This is a genomic window from Streptococcus sp. Marseille-Q6488, assembly GCF_946902925.1.
Classification (GTDB): domain Bacteria; phylum Bacillota; class Bacilli; order Lactobacillales; family Streptococcaceae; genus Streptococcus.
Genome location: NZ_CAMPPZ010000006.1, coordinates 58354 through 77606, shown reverse-complemented (window position 1 = coordinate 77606; position 19253 = coordinate 58354). Strand labels below are relative to the sequence as shown.

Annotated in this window: 15 protein-coding genes; 2 read left to right on the top strand and 13 right to left on the bottom strand. The window is 39.2% G+C overall.

Annotated features, from left to right (window positions below; all coding sequences use genetic code 11):
- Window positions 1-59: 59 nt before the first annotated feature.
- The 4 genes from OVN23_RS02560 to OVN23_RS02545 all read right to left on the bottom strand — a co-directional run bounded on the left by OVN23_RS02560 (window position 60) and on the right by OVN23_RS02545 (window position 10180).
- The gene (locus OVN23_RS02560; protein ID WP_267240376.1) at window positions 60-7055 is read right to left on the bottom strand and encodes a ZmpA/ZmpB/ZmpC family metallo-endopeptidase; all 6996 of its coding nucleotides are present in this window, start codon (window positions 7053-7055) and stop codon (window positions 60-62) included.
- Between the two features lie 21 nt (window positions 7056-7076).
- A complete protein-coding gene (locus tag OVN23_RS02555) occupies window positions 7077-7640 on the bottom strand; it encodes a TIGR01440 family protein (RefSeq protein ID WP_173253336.1) in 564 nt (187 codons plus the stop codon).
- A gap of 114 nt (window positions 7641-7754) precedes the next feature.
- Window positions 7755-9446, bottom strand: coding sequence for a sensor histidine kinase (locus OVN23_RS02550; RefSeq protein ID WP_267240374.1), 1692 nt, complete (start codon window positions 9444-9446; stop codon window positions 7755-7757).
- Complete coding sequence (locus OVN23_RS02545; protein WP_267240373.1) at window positions 9443-10180, bottom strand: response regulator transcription factor; 738 nt, start codon at window positions 10178-10180, stop codon at window positions 9443-9445. The genes OVN23_RS02550 and OVN23_RS02545 overlap by 4 nt, the downstream gene beginning before the upstream one ends.
- A gap of 79 nt (window positions 10181-10259) precedes the next feature.
- On the opposite strand from OVN23_RS02545, the gene OVN23_RS02540 reads away from it, so the two are divergent.
- Entirely contained in the window at window positions 10260-10490 is a 231-nt protein-coding gene (locus OVN23_RS02540; RefSeq protein ID WP_267240372.1) for a hypothetical protein, read from the top strand.
- Window positions 10491-10652: 162 nt separating this feature from the next.
- Here the strand turns inward: OVN23_RS02540 and msrB are convergent, their stop codons facing one another.
- From msrB to OVN23_RS02500, 8 genes are all read right to left on the bottom strand, one after another.
- On the bottom strand, window positions 10653-11765 hold the full coding sequence (gene msrB, locus OVN23_RS02535; RefSeq protein ID WP_267240371.1) for a peptide-methionine (R)-S-oxide reductase MsrB: 1113 nt from the start codon (window positions 11763-11765) through the stop codon (window positions 10653-10655).
- A 10-nt stretch (window positions 11766-11775) separates the two neighbouring features.
- Window positions 11776-12342, bottom strand: coding sequence for a TlpA family protein disulfide reductase (locus OVN23_RS02530; protein ID WP_173282916.1), 567 nt, complete (start codon window positions 12340-12342; stop codon window positions 11776-11778).
- A 19-nt stretch (window positions 12343-12361) separates the two neighbouring features.
- Entirely contained in the window at window positions 12362-13072 is a 711-nt protein-coding gene (gene ccdA2 / locus OVN23_RS02525; protein ID WP_267240369.1) for a thiol-disulfide oxidoreductase-associated membrane protein CcdA2, read from the bottom strand.
- Window positions 13073-13270: 198 nt separating this feature from the next.
- The gene (locus OVN23_RS02520) at window positions 13271-14131 is read right to left on the bottom strand and encodes a YihY/virulence factor BrkB family protein (protein WP_267240368.1); all 861 of its coding nucleotides are present in this window, start codon (window positions 14129-14131) and stop codon (window positions 13271-13273) included.
- A 178-nt stretch (window positions 14132-14309) separates the two neighbouring features.
- Window positions 14310-16364 carry a cation:proton antiporter gene (locus tag OVN23_RS02515; protein WP_267240367.1) on the bottom strand — a complete coding sequence of 685 codons (2055 nt, stop codon included), beginning with the start codon at window positions 16362-16364 and terminating at the stop codon, window positions 14310-14312.
- An 11-nt stretch (window positions 16365-16375) separates the two neighbouring features.
- The gene (locus OVN23_RS02510) at window positions 16376-16630 is read right to left on the bottom strand and encodes a hypothetical protein (RefSeq protein ID WP_000361085.1); all 255 of its coding nucleotides are present in this window, start codon (window positions 16628-16630) and stop codon (window positions 16376-16378) included.
- Window positions 16623-17180 carry a tRNA (mnm(5)s(2)U34)-methyltransferase gene (locus OVN23_RS02505; protein ID WP_173253527.1) on the bottom strand — a complete coding sequence of 186 codons (558 nt, stop codon included), beginning with the start codon at window positions 17178-17180 and terminating at the stop codon, window positions 16623-16625. Before OVN23_RS02505 ends, OVN23_RS02510 begins: the two co-directional genes overlap by 8 nt.
- Window positions 17164-18120, bottom strand: a complete 957-nt coding sequence (locus OVN23_RS02500; protein ID WP_173253526.1) for a TIGR01212 family radical SAM protein — start codon at window positions 18118-18120, stop codon at window positions 17164-17166. The genes OVN23_RS02505 and OVN23_RS02500 overlap by 17 nt, the downstream gene beginning before the upstream one ends.
- 91 nt (window positions 18121-18211) lie before the next feature.
- Between OVN23_RS02500 and OVN23_RS02495 the strand changes: the two genes are divergently transcribed.
- Window positions 18212-18571, top strand: coding sequence for a DUF3397 domain-containing protein (locus tag OVN23_RS02495; RefSeq protein WP_173253525.1), 360 nt, complete (start codon window positions 18212-18214; stop codon window positions 18569-18571).
- A 176-nt stretch (window positions 18572-18747) separates the two neighbouring features.
- Here the strand turns inward: OVN23_RS02495 and OVN23_RS02490 are convergent, their stop codons facing one another.
- Window positions 18748-19116 carry a hypothetical protein gene (locus OVN23_RS02490; RefSeq protein ID WP_267240366.1) on the bottom strand — a complete coding sequence of 123 codons (369 nt, stop codon included), beginning with the start codon at window positions 19114-19116 and terminating at the stop codon, window positions 18748-18750.
- Between the last annotated feature and the right edge of the window lie 137 nt (window positions 19117-19253).

Genomic DNA, 19253 nt, shown 5'->3' with positions numbered 1-19253 from the left:
CCTTAAGTATAGCATAAAATAAGAAAACCCTCATCCGTAAAGCAGATGAGAGATTTCAATTATTTAAAGATTGAAGTTTTAAAGCTATTTGTTTGTTGAAGAAGTTTTTTATAAACTTTTTCTTTTACTTGCACAAGTTTACCATTAACTTTATTAGTAACCATATCTTCTTCAAGAGCTTTGGCAAATAATGATTTTAATTCATCATAGTTATGAATAGTCTCACCATCAATAGTAAAAGGATTAAAACCAGCGTTGGCTTTTTCTAACAATTCTTTATAATATTCTTTCTTAAAATCAGCAAATGATTGGAATCTGCCGTCAGATATTTTTTGTATAATATATTGATCTCCAAATTGTTTCCCTTCTTTATTAGCTTGAGATTTTAATTTATCTGAAGCATATCCTAAGAATCCTTTATCATAGCCATAATATCCCCAGAGTCTAAATGCATTATTCTTAAATGTAACAGCACCAGGTGCACCCTCACTTGTGTTACCTGCATAGATACTATTCATCATTTTAATTCCTACATAGGCAATACCTGGATCAAATACTTCTGGCTTATAGATATTATTATTCATCATACGATTAGTCATCAGATTATTATCAACTAAGTCATTAACACTGTTTAATGTTATTCCTTTCCAATCATCAGAACTCATATTTCGAACCTTGTCATATTGATCTTTTGACCCTACAGTGCGTTCAATAGGATCAACTTTCTTAAACCACAGTTGATTTAATTTATCATCATGTTTACTAATGACTGCATCACCTTCAACATAATCAAGAAGAGACAAGGTATCTATATAACCTTTCATATAATTATCAATGTCTTCTCTTGTTTTAAGAGTCTTCGGATCGGTAATATACCACTGATTTCCATCATTTGGACGATAGAAAGTCATATTAATTCCCAAAGCACCGTATTCATCAAACCATGTACTTGGTACTGGTGTTTGTAACATTCCTTGTGCATAGGCTTCTGCATGAGTCCCTGAGCGACGTCCATATCCTCCTAAATAGATTGCACGATCATTAACATGAGTAGTTTCATGTGTATACACAGAGATTCCAAACTCATCAATCATACTTAATGCAATATAATTTACTTCTGTTCGCGTATCCAAAGGATTATCCCAAATAACTGCATAAGCACCTGTTCCATTGTTACCATAATACTTACCAATAGGTCCAAACAATTCTCTCAATGGGGCATAGTCTTCTTTATTATTCCTCTTACCATACTTATCAGGCCATCCACCAGGTGCTTGATAACCTTCCCAAAGAGGAGTTACTGTATTTTTGACTAGCATATTCTTAACCTTATCTAAAGATAATCTATACCAAAAATCAAAGTAATTTCGATAACTGTCCGCTGCTTTTTCGATCTGATTTTTTATTCCATCGAAGGAGCTATGCCCTAACTTTTCTGCTGTTCCAACAGCCATTGCACTATAATTCGAGATTAAATACACATGTGATTTATTTAGATTTAATAATGGGAGTATCATCTTCCGATGAGTAGCAGACTGTAAATTATCCCAAACTTTGTATTTCGCTGCTTTAATTTCATCGACTTCCGAAGCACGCTCCGCTATATAGACATTCCCTTCTGTAGCTTTCTTAAACCAATCATAAATATTTACATCTGCAGTAAATAGTCGACGATTATAATTTAAAAAGTTTACCAAATTTTCTGATAAGGTTGTCTTAGAAATAATCTCGCTGAAAGCATCATATGTCCGATGACCTTTTATATTATCTTCTCTTGAACCGATTTCAATAAGCCTGTCTAAAACATCAACCTCTTTCCCATAAAAGTCTGGTTTGAACAGCATTAATTCTTTAATATTAACGTCACCGAATTTAACACCGTAGTAACGGTTTAAGTATGTTAAACCTAATAATATGGCAGCTTTGTTTTTCTCGACTTTATCACGAAGCATTTGACGAGCAGCTGGAGAATCATTTAACTGGTGTTCTTCATTTTGAACTAATTTTGTGATTAGGTTTGTTAAGTTTTCTTTAACAGCTGTGAAGCTTTCTTCTAAATATAAATCTTTGATTGCATTAACTCTATAGTCACCTAATCGATTTAGATGTTGATACATCGGTTGAGACTGAAGCTCTACTGATTCTAAAATAGATTTTATATCATTAACAAGAGTAGTGTTATCTTTTTGAACGATATTAGGTGTATATTTAATTCCTAAGTCAGTTATAGTATATTCTTTTACATTACTTAAACCTTCGCTACTAGAAGATAAGTTAAAGTAATCTTTTGTACCGTCCGCATAGTGAACAATAATTTTATTAGCTTCATCTAGGTTAGTGATAAACTCATTGTTGTTCATCGCTGTAACAGAAAGAACTTCTTTAGTATTTAGAGGGTGTTCTTTATTTAATTTATTACCTTGGTATACAATATAATCTTTATTGTAGAATGGTATTAATTTTTCAAGGTTTTTATAGGCTTGGTTATATTCAGCCTTGTAATCTTGAATACTAGAATAAGCTTTTTCTTCATTAAGTTTTGCAAGGGGAGATAGCTCACTTTCTAATTTATCAGCAGTAATATTGAAAGTAGCAACTTTAGCATCAGCCTGTTCTCTAGTTAATTGTTTTATTTTTTGCGGATTAGTGAAGTTATTAGATCCGCTGCTAGCGCCGTTGACTCTATAAATATCAAATAAGAATTGGCGTGCATCTCCATCATTAATTTCGTTTGAACCATATACTTCTTCACCTTTAATTACTCTAGCATAGGTAACAATATCTTTTATAACTCCCCAAGGCCAAGTTTTAGCAACAACACCACCAACAAAACGAGTATTTTTAACATCTAAAGTTCCTTTAGCAACAGAATTGGTAACTTTTGACTTAGTTCCAGACTGATAGCTATTTAACATATATGTAACAAAAGGAACTAGCATACTTGCGCTTGCGTTAGTGGCAGTAATGTTAGCCTCAACATAAGCTTTATTAACAAATCCCATGTAGTTCGAACCAGCAATTCCTCCGACTGTAGAATTGTTACCAACAGAGTTGATATTACCTATAAATGCTACGTTTTCTAGAGCAGCATTTTCTTTGATATTGTTTACAAATCCAGCAACGTTATTTCTAGCTGTTATCGTTCCAGTTGCTTTGATGTTTTCTATACGTGTAGCTCCGTTGATCTCATTCGCAATTGTCGCGATATTATCTTGATTAGATACATTAATATCAATATTTTCAAAATTTATATTTTTAACAGTTCCAGCTTTAATCTTGTCGAACAATGGATGTTCCAACTCAGTAATAGCAAATTGTTTTCCTTCAGAACTTAAAAGTTTTCCTGTAAATTCTTTAGTGATATATGATTTTCCATTAGGAACAACATTTCTAGCACTCATTGATTGTCCCAGACGATATTCTTTTGAAGGATCGTTTTCAATAGCTTCTATTAATTCTTTGAAGTTATAATATACATTATCTTCGTGGGCTTTAGGTTTTTCAATATAGTGAACGTATTCTTCTTCAAATTTATTATCAGCAGTTCTAGAGACTAAATTGTCTGCGATTGCCGTAACTTTATATACAGATGTTCCGTTAACTGTAGTCTCTTCTATATTTTGAACCGCTAGTAATGTAGTTTTTTGATTATTTGAAGTTATTTTTAAATAATAATTACTCTTATCATCAGGAATAGTTGTTATTAATGATTCATTAGTTTCTTTTCCATTTTCGTATTTGATTAAATCTGTACGTTTAATATCTTTAATCTCAACTTTTTTAAGGTCTAGTTGTATTGGTTGATTATCTAAGATTTCTGTTACATCACCGTCACCTCTATCGTAAACCATCGTTGTAGATAGGGTATATTCTTTGTAGTACTCTAGGTTCTTAAATGCAGCGCTTATAGTTTCATTAGTTACATCATCGCCTGTAAGCTCTACAGTGCTAACAACTGTTTCTCCTTTTTTCAGAGTAGCTGTGATTGATTTAATTTTTGTTTTATTTTGGTTTTCTAGAGAATACTTAGCAACTGCTTCACGTTCTAATACTTTCTTATCAGTCTCAATAAATGTTAATACCGGTTTTTCAGTTAATAGAACTAGGTTATTGATAGCTTCTTCTACACTTCTAGTAGCTTCGTCTACTTTGCTTTGAGTAGCAGTTTCATCTGCGTTTACAGGAGTTACTTCTGTAAGAGTATCTTCTAAAGCTTTCCATGTTTGAGTAGTGTATTCTTCTTTACGTTTGCTGTTAGCTGTGTTAATAGCGTTTTGTAATACAGTTTTATCTACAGCAAGAGCTTGAAGAGCATCTTGAAGAGCTTTAGTAGCTGCATCTATTTCACTTTGTTTAGGAAGTGAAGTAGTTTGGTTGTTGATTTCTTTAGCTTTAAGTTCAGCATTTTTGAATTCGTTCCAAGTTTTAGTGCTATAGTCAGCTTGTTGTTTTTGTTCAGCAACTGTTAATTGTTCCTGTAATTTCGTTTTATCAACATTAAGAGAATCGATAGTAACTTTAAGTTTATCAGTTGCATCCTTGATTTGAGCTTGAGTAGCTTTGTCGTTGTCTTTTACAGCTTGAGCGTCAGTTTTAGCTTCTTCTAAAGCGTTCCAAGATGTAGCACTGTAGTCAGTTTGAGTTTTTTCGTTTGCAAGGTGAAGTTGTTTTTCAAGTTCAGTCTTATCAGTATTCAAACCAACGATAGCGGATTTAAGTTTTTCATTAATGTGATTAATTTCACTTTGTTTTGCTGCTGTATTGTTTGTAACATTTTCAGCATCGGCTAAAACAGTTTGAAGATTTGCCCAAGTTGCATCACTGTAGTGATCTTTAGTTTTTGATTTCGCGTCAGCAATAGTTTTGTTTAATTCAATTTTATCAACGCTTAGAGCAGCGATAGCAGATTTAAGTTTTTTAGTAGCATCGTTGATTTGGTCTTGGGTCGCTGTGCCGTTATCTTTTACTTCCTGAGCTTTATTTTGAGCTGTACTCAAAACCGTCCAAGATCCCATGCTGAAATCAGTTTCAGTTTTCCCCTGTGCAATCTTAAGTTGATTTTCGAGTTCAGCTTTATCTGTATTTAATCCAGAAATTGCTGTTTTAAGACTTGCAGTCTCAGAATCTACTTCACTTTGTTTAGCATCCGTATTAGCTGCAACTTTTTCAGCTTCTGTGACTTCAGTTTGAAGGTTTTGCCAACTTGTATCACTATAATGTTCTTTTGTCTTTGTTTTTGCATCTGTAATCGTGCTATTTAATTCTGTCTTATCAACAGTAAGAGCTTCAATAGCTGTTTTTAACTTATCAGTTTCAGAATCTACTTGTTCTTGTTTAACTGATTCTGAAGAGTAGGTTGTTTTTGCAGCTTCTAAAACAGATCCAAGAGCATTGTAACTTGCTGTAGAATAATCAGTAGGAGAAACTGAACTAGCTTTATCAATTTGATTCTTTAACTCACTTTTATCAACTGGTTCTTTAGTACCAATACCTTTTATTTCATCTACTGGCTTGGTTGTTATTGTTTCCTCTAATACTTTACTAGACTGTTTTCCACCAATAGTAGTGACTTCAGTTAAAATAGTGCGTTCACCTGCCACACCTTCTCGAATAACTTTTGTTTCTCCCTTAGTGAGATTCTCATCGTCTTGCTCAATTGTCTTAAAAGGCACAGACTCTTTAGTTACTATAACTTCAGGTTTAACCTCTATTACATTTAACACACCTTCTTCAGGAGTTGTTTTATGTTCTACTTTTGGTGCTTCGTCCTTATGTTCTACGGTTTCTTCAACCTTGGCATCTGGAGTTGACTCTTCTTGTTTCGGGGTTTCTTCTACAGCTTTCTCTTCTTCAGGAGCTTCTGGTTGCTTTTCTGGCTCGACTGGTGCCATTGATGCCTTTTCGCCTTCACTTGGTGCGACTGGTTCACCTGCTTGTTCAACTTTTGGTTCCTCTGTTGATTCCGTTTGTTTTTCTACAGCAGGCGTTTCAACTTTTGGTTCTTCAACAGGTTGATTAGCAGCCTCATCTTTTGTTTTTACTACTTCTGGCTGTGCATCTTCTTGTTTCGGTGTCTCTTCCGATACCTTATCCTCTTTAGGATCTTCTGGTTGTGATGATTCTTTTGGTATCCTTGGTTGCTCAGGTTGTGTAGGTTGCACGGGTTGTTCTGGGACTTTTGGTTGTTCTACTGGTGGTTCAACGTTTGATTCCTCAGCTGGTTTGTCTGATGGTTGACTTTCTGGCTTGACTGGTGCTTGACTTTCTGGCTTGACTGGTGCTTGTTCATCTGTTTTTGAATCAACTACTCCACTTACTTCTTCAACTGGAGCTGATTCTACTGAATCTTCTTTCCCCTCTTCTACTTTAGGAAGGGTGTCGTCAGTAGGTTTTACTTCCGATTTTGGTTCTTCCTTTGGATCTTCTTCTATTTTAGGAGCTTCTTCTACTGAAACTTCCTCTACTCCTGCTTGGGTTTCTACCCTAGGTTGTGCTTGACTACTTGTTACTTGGGGATTCTCAACTTCGACTACAGTCACCTCTCCAGGTTTAGCTGAGGCTTCTTCTAAAACAGTATCCAAGCCAAGCGTTTTGAGGATGTCACCTGATAGATAACCAACATAGCGATAACCCTCCATTTCAACAACACCCTCTCGACTAGCCGGTGCTAGGGTCGCAACTGGGTCTACAGCTCCTGCACTAGGAAGAACTACCAATCCCATAGCTCCAACTAGAAAGACGCTGGCAATTTTCTTTCTCTTGTAGATTAAAAGCAAGCTCCCAACAGTCAGCAAACCAAAAGCTGTCAAAACAGATGCTTCTGTCCCTGTTTGTGGCAGCTGGTCTTTTTGATATACCAAACCATAGACAACTTCATTTCCATCAGGCTTTCCTGTCTGGATTAAATCTTTAGCTTCTTGTGAAATAACCTCTTTATCTACATAGTGATAGGTGGCTGCGTCCACTACAGAAGGAGCCATCAAAAGGCTTCCAAGAAATACAGAACCTACAACTCCCTTAATCTTACGAATTGAAAAACGGTCTTTTTTAAACACTTTCATCTCCTTTATTCATTCTCACGACTTTCTAATAGAATCTCGCGGATAGTGCGCACGCGCACCTCCGACTAATTTTGGACGACTAGCCAGCGCCGTTACGTGGGCATGACCAATCTCTCTCAAAAGAGGACGAATCGGAACCTGAACATGCTTAACATGCATGCCAATTGCAGTGTCTCCGATATCCAATCCAGCATGAGCCTTGATAAATTCAACCTCAACTGGATCTTGCATAAACTTGAAGGCTGCCAACTGACCTGAACCTCCTGCATGAAGGGTAGGAAGGACATTGACAATTTCCAGACCAAACTGCTCTGCCACCTGACGTTCAACAACGAGGGCACGATTGACATGCTCACAGCCTTGAACTGCTAAATGGATACCTCTACTACCTAGAATACCCAAGATAGTCTCCACTATCAGCTCACCAATCTCTTGACTGGATTGTTTCCCAATCTGACCACCTATCACCTCACTAGAAGATAGACCTAAAACAAAAAGGGCACCCTGCTTCAAATTGGCCTTTTCTAAAACATCTTCTAATACCTGACGTGTTTCTCTTTGAATCTGTGTCTCGTTCATCTCTGCCACCTCTTTTGTCACTATCTATCATACCGTTTTTTCTTGTTTTTAGCAAGATAGACAACCTAGAAAGCTTGCCCAATTACGCATAAAACTCCCAGAATTGACTGGGAGTTAGCTAGTTTCTATTCTATTTATGTATATTTCCACTTTCGTCCCTTTTTGGGGCCTAGAATCAATCTTCATCTGGTAATATTCTCCAAAATGAAGTTTGAGCCGTTGGTCGACATTTTGCAGACCAACTCCTCCACGTTTGAGGTTACTTTGACTACTATCGCCAGCAGCTTGGAAGCCAACGCCATCATCCTCAATGCGGATGACCAAGCCCGAATCCTGTTTCTGGACAGAAAGTTTAATATGTCCCTGACTTTCCTTCTCCTTAATGCCATGGTAAAGAGCATTTTCCACCAGAGGTTGTAACACCAACTTGGGCAAGACTAGATGATCAAAGGTAGGATTTTCCTCAATCTCGTATTCCAGCTTATCTCCATACCGTTGTTTCTGGATAAAGAGATACTGGCGAACATGATTGATTTCATCAGACAGGCAAATCAAATCCTTGCCTTGATTGAGTGCCAAGCGGAAATAGGTTGCCAAGGACTTGGTCACCTGAACCACACGCTGACTATCCTGAAATTCAGCCATCCAGATGATGGTGTCCAAGGTGTTATAGAGGAAATGAGGGTTAATCTGACTTGATAGGGCTTGAAGTTGGTACTGACGGGTCGTTTCTTCCTGGCTACGAATATCTGCCATCAGCTGATCAATCCGATCCAACATGGCATTAAATTGGCGAGTCACTTCTCTCAGTTCATAGGCACCAGTTTCCTTGGCACGAAGATTCTGACCACCAGAAGCAATTTCCAGCATGGTTTCTCTTAAGTCACTTAAAGGAGCAATCCAGCGTTTGAGACTGAACCACACCAAGCAGAGACAGACAAGAAGAGATGTGATACTAGCCCCAAGCAAGGTCCACAAGAGTTGATTCCTAACCTGATCTAACTTCTCCAGCGAAGATACGCCAAGTACCGTCCAATCAGTTCCTGCAATCTTTTCTTGACTGACGTAGGATTTGTGACCAGAAGTATAGCCCTGACCCGTCTCAATGTAGGATTTCATGGCCTCCATTTCGCTAGACGAACTATAAACTGTGTGTTGAGGATGATAAACAAATTCATGTTTTTCATTGATAATGAAAGCAAATCCCTGCTGACCCAACTGAAGCTGGTTGAGATAGGCTTCCAGAGTTTCGTAGGAAATATCCAAACGAAGCACGCCCAGATTGGCTCCCTTTGCATCAACAAGTTCTTGAGTGACAGAAATGACCCACTGACTGTCCGATTTACGAGCTGGGTTCAAAACTGGCATGGCTCCCCGATGAATAGCCTTTTGATACCAATCTTCAGCCATCATATCAGAGGATGTTTTCATCTGCACACTGTCATCTGTAGAAATGACCTGACCTGATTTGGTGACCAGTACAACAGCTTTCAAATCTTGGTCTGCCTTCAAGATAGTCAAAAATAGATTTCGGATTCCCTTGACCTTGTCTTGACTGGGATTCTCAGCATAGGTCAGGACATCTGCCTGCTGGGTCAAACTAGTCGAGGTGGTTTCTAATTTTTTGATATAAGACTGGATAAAGTGGCTAGTCTGGCTGATAGTCGTCTGGCTATTGCCCTCAATGCTAGCCTCAATGGCTGAAGAACTAGATTGATAGTAGAAAGTCCCAACCAGAGCTAGGAGAATGAGAAAGACCAGAAAGATGGAAATAACCATTCTGACTAGGAGAGAAGAACGCTTCATCGGCCTTCTCCCTTCTTAAACTGACGAGGTGTCACACCCGCAATCTGCTTAAAGCGTTGGGTAAAATAGTTCATATCTTCAAAACCAACCTTCTCTGCGATCTCATAAATCTTTAAATCCGTGGTCAAAAGCAAAAGCTTGGCTTGTTTGACACGTTCTCTCACCAGATAATCCTGAAAAGGCAGACCCAACTCTTTCTTAATCAAAGAACTCAGATAAGTCGGACTAAATCCCAAGTCACTGGCCAAAGACTTTAAACTAAACTGGCTATCAGCCAGATGGGACTGGATTTTCTGGGCCATGTTTCCTTCAAACTTATCGGTCAGTAAATCTTGTAACTGCTCTTCTTTCTCTTCCTTGTCCAACTTTTGCTTGATTTTCCTCAACATTTCCTCAATATCCTGACGAGAAAAGGGCTTAAGCAGGTAGTCATCCACACCGAGTTTGACAGCAGACAAGGCATAATCAAAATCATCGTAGCCTGTCAAAAAAACTAGATGAACCTGAGGATAGGTTTCTCGTACCAGACTGGCCAACTGGATGCCATTTAGCTGAGGCATGTTGATATCGGTTAAAATGATGTCTGGCACCTGCTTTTGAATCAATTCCCAAGCCTGCCTTCCATTTTCAGCCTGACCGATGATTTCCATATCGTAGGCTGCTACATTGACCAACTTGGTCAAGCCTTGTCTTACCAGATATTCATCTTCTACGATTAAGATTGTGTAGGTCATGCTTCTCTCCTTTGTCACTTACTAGTATCAGTATAGCAAAATTCTCCTCTAACTGCTTAGGAAATACTTCTTAGACTCAATGAAAATCAAAGAGCAAATTAGGAAGCTAGCCACAGGTTGCTCAAAGTACAGCTTTGAGGTTGTAGAGGAAACTGACAAAGTCAGCTCAAAGTACGGCTTTGAGGTTGTGGATAGAATTGACGAAGTCAGCTCAAAATACGGCTTTGAGGTTGTGGATAGAATTGACGAAGTCAGCTCAAAGCACGGCTTTGAGGTTGTGGATAGAGAGACTGGGCAAAAAGTCTTTTAAATTAGAAAACGCATAGTATCAGGTGTTAAAAATTCTTGATATTATGTGCTTTATTGTTAGAAAATTTGCTTTATTCTCTCCTCAAATTGAGTTTTTGCCCAGTCTCAACACTACCCACGGTAAGGCGATGCTGACGTGGTTTAAAGCGATTTTCGAAGAGTCTTAATCAACATAATCTAGTAAATAAGCATAGCCTTTTTCTTCCATTTGGTCTTTGGGAATAAAGCGGATGGAAAGACTATTGATACAGTAGCGCAAGCCGCCCTTGTCCTGTGGTCCATCCGTAAAGACATGGCCAAGGTGAGAATCTCCAACTCGGCTCCGCACTTCCATGCGTGTCATATTGTAAGACTTATCTTCTTTGTAAGTAGCAACATCTGGACTGATGGGTTGGGTGAAACTAGGCCAGCCACAACCAGACTCAAACTTATCCTTTGATGAAAAGAGGGGTTCGCCAGTTGCTACATCCACATAGATACCAGATTCAAATTTATCCCAGTAGCGGTTTGAGAAAGCACGTTCTGTTTGATTTTTCTGGGTAACTGCATACTCCTCAGGTGACAAGGCCTTTTTCAATTCCTCATCACTTGGTTTTGGATATTTGCTGGCATCAATGACGGGGTAGGCTGCCTGATTAACATTGATATGGCAGTAGCCATTTGGATTTTTCTTGAGATAGTCTTGGTGGTAATCTTCAGCCACTACAAAATTTTTCAAGGTCTCCTTTTCAACTGCTAGAGGTTGGTCGTATTTCTTAGCCACCTCATCAAAGACTTGGTTGATTACCTCTAAATCCTTGTCATCTGTGTAATAAACACCAGTACGGTACTGGGTCCCCACGTCATTTCCTTGTTTATTTTTGCTGGTTGGATTGATAATACGGAAATAATGAAGCAAGATTTCCTTGAGGGAAATTTGATTGGCGTCGTAAGTGACGTGGACGGTTTCCGCATGTCCTGTTTGGTTGATCAATTCGTACTTGGTTGTTTCCCCTCTACCATTTGCATAGCCTGAAACGGCATCTGTCACCCCGGGAACGCGTGAGAAATATTCCTCCACTCCCCAGAAACATCCCCCAGCTAGATAAATTTCGTGCAAGTCTGCATCTTTACTAACTTCTGTTTTTTTCACTGTTTTTCCTCCTTGGCTAACTGACGCTTTCTCAATTTGCGAGGCATCTGTCTGCCCTGCATTTCGCATCAATAGAAAATAGAAACCAGTTATGGCTAGGAAAAATACTCCTAGCAACAAGATGATTTTTAGCTTATCATTCATAGAACACCTCCTAGGCTAATTCCTTTAAAGTTTGCAAAATCGCATCTTTTTCCATGAATCCTGGTTGGGTTTTGACCAATTTTCCTTCACCATCTATAAAGGCTTGAGTTGGGTAAGAACGAACACCATAACTTTCCAAGAGCTTACCTGACGGGTCAACTAGGACTGGGAAATTTTTATAATCCAAGCCCTTGTACCAATTCTTAAAGTCCGCTTCAGATTGCTCTCCCTTATGTCCTGGTGACACTACCGTCAAAACTACATAGTCATCGCCAGCTTCTTTAGCAATTTCATCCGTGTCTGGAAGACTAGCCAGACAGATGGAACACCAAGAAGCCCAGAATTTGAGATAGACTTTCTTGCCCTTGTAATCAGATAAGCGGTAGGTCTTGCCATCTACTCCCGTCAGTTCAAAATCTGCAACTTCTTTCCCTTTAGCTGCGCTTGTTTTACTAGCTGTCTGCTCCATCTTCATTTCATCTTTCATTTGGTGTTCACTAGTCATGGACTTGCCTGAACAAGCCGTCAAACAAAGGAGCGAACCTGCTCCAAGAACACATGTTTGCCATTTTTTCATACTAATATTCCTTTCCATTTTATTCAAATAGTTGACTTAAAATTGAAGCATTTCCAAACAGAACCAAGATTCCCATCAGGATAATGAGGAAACCACCCACTTTTTTGAGGGTTCCGAGATAGGGATGGAGTTTTCGAAAATGTTTCAAAATATAACTAGAGGCCAGAGCTAGAAGTAAGAATGGTAGCGCCAAGCCCAGCGTATACACCAACATGAGACCAGCTCCCTGCCAAGCACCTGAACCACCTGAAGCCGCCAAGGCCAAAACAGATCCCAGAACTGGCCCCACACAAGGCGTCCAAGCAAAACTAAAAGTCAACCCCAGTAAAAATGCCTGACTATAGCCGTTGGCGTTTTTTCCCTGTCCTTGCAGTTGTAACCTCTTTTCCTTATAAAGCCCCTTAAAGCGTAGAATCTCCATCTGGTGCAAGCCTAAGAGAATGATAACCGCACCCGTCACATATTGAAACCAAGATGCATAAAGCAAATCGCCTAAAAAACCAGCTCCATAGCCCAACAAAATAAAGATAAAGGAAATTCCTGCTATAAATGCCAGCGTTCGCAATAAACTAGTAACTGAGATTGAATATTTTCCACTAGAAGCCTGAGCACCATCCTTATCATCTAGTAATACCCCTGCATAGACCGGTAACAAGGGTAAGATACAAGGAGAAAAGAAGGATAGAATCCCTGCCAAAAAGACACTTAGAAAAAAGAAAATATGACCCATAAAGTTCCTCCTATCATTTTGTTGATAGATTTATTATACTCCTTCCATTTTCGAAAAAACAGGGACAATGATAGGGAAAAATAGGAATTTAATCAGATGATTTAGAAATCTTGTACAAAAACTGTCAAAGCACAAAAGCGCATAGTATCAAGGCTTTATAGAACCTTGATACTATGCGCTTTTGTAATGGATAAATAGTTAGTCTTTTTTAAAGGTCGGATCTTTCAAACTCTGCACACTGGCATTGATCACCGCGCCTAGGATAACAATTTTAGCAATCAAGATAAACCAAAACATCATAACAACAAGAAGAACTGAACCTAAAATTCGGACGTCCACTAAATGATGGACATAGTAATTGAGATAACTAGAGAACAGAGTTAGTAAACCTAAAATCACTAAGAGAACAAAGGCACTGCCTGGTAGGGTATAACTAAGTTTCCTGTTAGATAGATTGGGAAGAAAATAATAAAGCATGACCAAGATAGCAAAGAGGAGGGCGTAAGTCAGAGGACCTGCCAAACCTTGTAAAGCCTGATAGATAATGCCATCTTTTATCCAATAATGAGCAAGTAAATCCAAAATCATCTGTCCAAATAAGCTCAAAAACAAGGCAAACGCAAAGAGGAGCTGCAAGCCAAAACTGACTAGGAGACTCACCATCTGATGGGAAATAAGTCCACGACTCTTTTCAACACCATAAGCCTTGTTAAAAGCTTTTTGCAAGAAATTCATAGATTTTGAAAAACTCCATAGCGCCGACAAGACAGAAAAACTCAATAAACCTGTTGAAGGTTGGGTCAAGACTTCTCTGGCTATTTTTTCCACACCTTCATAGAGGCTTGGGGGCAGGACGTCTTTCACAAAGCCCAGAAATTCTCCCACAGGAATCTGAAAATAAGGCAGGATATTGACCACCACCAAAAGCAGGGGGAAAATCGAAATCAACCAATAGTAGGCTACTGCTACACTGGTCAACTCACTATCTGATGCTTGATAATAATGCAAAAAGGCTTTTAATAAAGGCTTGTCTATCAGCTCTTTCCACCACTTTTTCATGTCACACTCCTTCACTTATAATCTTATACTCAATGAAAATCAAATAGCAAACTAGGAAGCTAGCCGCAGGTTGCTCAAAGCCCTGCTTTGAGGTTGTAGATGAAACTGACGAAGTCAGTCACATATATAATCCAAGGCGACGCTGACGTGGTTTGAAGAGATTTTCGAAGAGTATTAACTAATTTCTTCTTACCAATTCCATCATATCATAAGGCAGGGTATTGGCAGCTTCCTTCAAGGAATAGTTCTCTAAGTTATTGACATTTTGTCGTAACTTCTTGGCATACTTGGTCGTGATCAATCGTTTTTCTTCGTATTCGAAAATCAACTTGCGCTCCAGATAATAGCCTCTCAGCATTTCATCGATATTGTTGGGCTTAACGCGATTGATAACCCGTTCGACAAAGGCACCACTGCTGATAATAGCTGTTTCACGAAGACGAGACTCCTGCATAAAACTAATCAAAGAGCGTCTATATACTCCCTTCAGGTTTTCCAAACTTTCAATAATCATCTCTGTATTGGCAAGATAGAGCTCTGCAATTTGGTCATAATCAAGAGCACGGAGACGGCTTTTCTCCTTGTCCTTCCAGCTACGGAAGGTCTTTCCGAGAGTAAAAACTTCATGAAGGAGAAAACGTAAAATCCGCAAAGAAACAAGGAAATAATAGGTCAATCGTGATGCAAATTTACGATTGATGCCTCGTTCTATATTTTTCAGATAACGTTGGTAAACTCGGTAAGCACGATTGCTAATGTTTCCCTCTTCATAGGCCTGTTCCAATCCATCACTTTCAATACTAAGAATCAAGAGTTTCAAAGCAGCCCAGTCTTCTTGAGCTCCCTTATTTTCTTGACTCAGGATGAGATTTTCAATACGTCCATGGTAATTGTCAATGGCTGCATAGAGAGGAAGCTTATTTCTGGTATCTTCCAACTCTTTTTCCAACTCTAGCGTTACTTCATTCAAAATGGCGATATGCATGAGATAATCCTTGCTTTCCTCCTGTTCATCAGAAAGATGAGGCAAGACCACGAGGCCTGTTAAAAAGCTGACAAGCGTCACACCTGCAACAAGGAAAAGCAAGAGAGGATACTCCTGCTCTAAATTACTTGGTATCAGAAGAATCGTAGCAATCGACACCGTTCCCTTGACACCTGAGAAGGTCAAGAGAAGCATGTCCTTCATATACTTATTTAGCTTTTTCTTGAGACGTCTAGTCCTATAGGCATAATAGCCATAGATCATGACAAAACGAATAGCAAAGAGGACAAAGGTCAGGGCGACAAGAGATCCCAATAAAAGTAAGGGATTATAGATTGGATTGGTTAAGATAGGCTCTGCTATCATTTCCAGCTCCATCCCTAAAATCATAAAGACAGAACCGTTGAGCATAAAGTTGACTGTGTGCCAGACCGTCTCGGTCACCGTATCCACTTGGGCTTCGAGGAGCGTAATTTTCTTAAAACGGCTTGCCTTTAAAATCCCAGCAACTACGACGGCAATAATCCCTGAAACATGGACTTCTTCTGCCAGGAAGAAGGTCACCAGAGGCAAACTCAATTCTAATAAAAGCTCACTAGCAATATCCGTTGCGCGCACACTTAGCAAGAAGCTATGGAGGAAACGGTTGGTCATGGCTGTTAAAAATCCAATTAAAAAACCACCTAGGATTGAAAAGATGAGCGAACTACTAGCTTGCCCAAGAGAAAAAGCTCCAGTTGTCCAAGCTGTCAAAGCTACCTGAAAAGCCACCAAACCAGAAGCATCATTCAAGAGTCCTTCACCTTTAAGAATATTGGACACGCGCTTAGGAAAGCTAAAGCGCTCAGAAAGAGAGGCAAAGGCAACCAAGTCCGTAGGGCCAAGGGCCGCCCCAACAGCCAAACAAGCTGCCAAAGGAAGGCTGAACCAAAGAAGGTGGGCCAAGCCACCCAAACTCAGAGTCGAGATAAAAATCACTGGAAATATGAGATAGATAATAATTCGCCAGTGTTTTAAAATAGCTGTAATATCCGCTTCTTCGGACTCTCGGAAAAGCAAGGGCCCGATAACCAGTGCCAAAAACAACTCCGTATTGAGGTGAAAGTCGGTATTGGGTAAAAAGAGACCAATCACAATTCCCAAAAGAATTTGCACCAAAGGGAGAGGCAAAAAGGGCAGGAGCTTATTGGTTGTACTTGAAACAATCAAGACCAGTAAAAACAGGATGAGGTAAATCAGTAATTCCACGCACGTCCTCCTTAATCTTTTTTACAACAGGATTCAAAAATCTCCTTCTGCTCTTTGATTTTTTGGTCAATCTTGGAACAATCCTTGTGCTCAATTTTTCTCTGGCACCGTTCCATTTCAAGAGCAACTAATTTTTTCTTGATTTTAAGCATTTTTTTGCTCATATGCGCTTGGTCTAGCACTCCCACTGCTCGTTCGTGGTGGGTTGATTCAACAAAATTCTGGCGCATGGCATCCAGCTTTTCACGTAGGTATTGTTTATCCATGTCTATATCTCTCTAATTTTTCAATCATTACTAAAAATGGTGGGTTGTTGACTTGGTTTAAAGTTCGGTAAATGGCAGCTGTGTACTCTTGTTGGTTCAACTGGCTAACAAAATCCAAGACAGCATCTCTCTCGAGGTCGCCTCCTTCATGACCATAGTAGATCATAATGGCAATCCGTCCACCTTTGACCAGCAAATGACATAGCTTTTCTAGTGCCTCAATCGTTGTCCGGGGTCGGGTGATGACAGACTTATCAGCTGACGGCAAATAGCCCAGATTAAAAATCCCTGCCTTGGCTTCTGTCACAAACTGGTCCAGTGTCTCATGGCCTTGCAAGATTAACTGGGCATTTGTGTAACCAGCCTGGTCCAAACGCTCTTGCGTCTTTTCCAAGGCTTGTTCCTGAATATCAAAGGCATAGACTTTCTTGGCTAGTTTGGCTAAAAAAAGCGTGTCATGACCATTTCCCATAGTCGCATCCACTACGATATCCTCTTTTGTCACTATTTCAGCCAAAAAATCATGTGCCATCTCAAGTGGTCTTTTCATTTTCAAACTCCTGCTTTACAGCCTTGCATCCTTGAACACTTCCACGACGTCGCATTTCAGTTTCAATAGCATTTAGCACTTCCCATTTATTGAGGCTCCACATAGGCCCAATCAGCATATCCCTAGGTGCATCTCCCGTGATTCGATGGATGACGATATGTTTGGGAATGATTTCCAGTTGGTCACAGATGACCTTGACATACTCGTCCTGACTCATCAACTGTAAACGTCCCTCGTGGTAATCTCGTTGCATACGCGTATTTGTCATAAGATGGAGCAAGTGCAGTTTAATCCCTTGAATATCGTTATCCGTGACACAGCGGCGGACATTTTCAATCATCATCTCATGGGTTTCACCAGGAAGTCCATTGATCAGATGGGAAACAATCTCAATCTTGGGATACTTTCTCAAACGCTTAACCGTCTCCACGTACAATTCATAGGAGTGGGCACGGTTAATCAGATCAGAGGTTGCCTCATAAGTGGTCTGCAAGCCCAATTCAACCGTCACATGCATGCGTTTCGACAACTCAGCCAAATATTCGATGGTTTCGTCGGGTAAACAGTCTGGGCGCGTTCCAATATTGATTCCTACTACACCTGGCTCATTGATAGCCTGCTCATAGCGCTCTCGGATGACTTCCACCTTTTCATGGGTGTTGGTAAAATTTTGAAAATAAACCAGATACTTCTGAACATCTGGCCATTTACGATGCATAAAGTCAATTTCCTTATAAAATTGCTCACGGATAGGCGCATCTGGTGCTACAATAGCATCTCCAGAACCTGAAACCGTACAAAAAGTACAACCTCCATGAGCTACAGTCCCATCACGATTGGGACAGTCAAATCCCGCATCAATAGGGACTTTAAAGGTCTTTTCTCCAAAGAGTTTTCGATAATAATCATTCAAGGTATTATAAGATTTCATAACTTTCATTATAACAAAAATCACCCACAATCTCAAAAGCCTGACTTTCCTATAAATTCCTCTGTTTCTCGTTTTCATTAGCCATTTTTTATGATACAATATGGGTATGATTTTAATGAAATTAGCGTCTATTTTATTATTGATACTGACCTTAGTCGTCTGCATTATCCTAACCAAACTTTTTAGATTAAAAAAACTAGGACGAAACTTTGCGGATTTGGCTTTTCCAGTCTTGGTATTTGAGTATTACTTGATTACAGCTAAAACCTTTACCCATAATTTCCTCCCTAGACTGGGGCTAGCCCTCTCGATCCTAGCCATTATTCTCGTCTTTTTCTTCCTTTTGAAAAAACGCAGCTTTTACTATCCTAAATTTATCAAATTCTTCTGGCGTGCAGGATTCTTATTAACCCTTATCATGTATATAGAAATGATTACTGAGCTTTTAGTTCAAAAATAAAATCTTAAATCGAAAACACCTCAATCAAGCTGAAATACAGTGATTGAAGTGTTTTTTCTTTATATCTTTTTTAATAATTCTTATACTCAATGAAAATCAAAAAGCAAACTAGGAAGCTAGCCGCAGGTTGCTAAAAGCACTGCTTTTAGGTTGTAGATAGAACTGACGAAGTCAGCTCAAAACACTGTTTTGAGGTTGCAGATGGAAGCTGACGTGGTTTGAAGAGATTTTCGAAGAGTATTACTCTCTTTATCAGGAAATAGATAACCAATACCTACACAAGCCAGCACACCTGCTCCAATTACCCAGCCACTTAAAATTGGTAACAGGTCCAAAATTGCATTTGCGACGATAAAGGCAATAATTAAACACATCAGACTAGCCTTGTAGTCTTTTTTCAAAAGATTATCTAGGGCAAAATAGAGGAACAGGCCTACCGGAATCAATAACCAGAGGTTGACATCTAAACTAGGCCAGCCAACAGAACCAAAATACACTACTGTCGCTGCTGCTACTAAAAATACAATCCCTAATAATTTTTTCATTTCTTTATCTCCAATTTCTTTTTTAAGAACTTGAGTTCTCTGATAGTGATGCCTCCCGTCCCTTACAAAAATCATTATAGCAGAGGTCAGCTTCAAGAACAAGTTCTTTTGCCTATCTGGTCTCTATATCAGTCTAA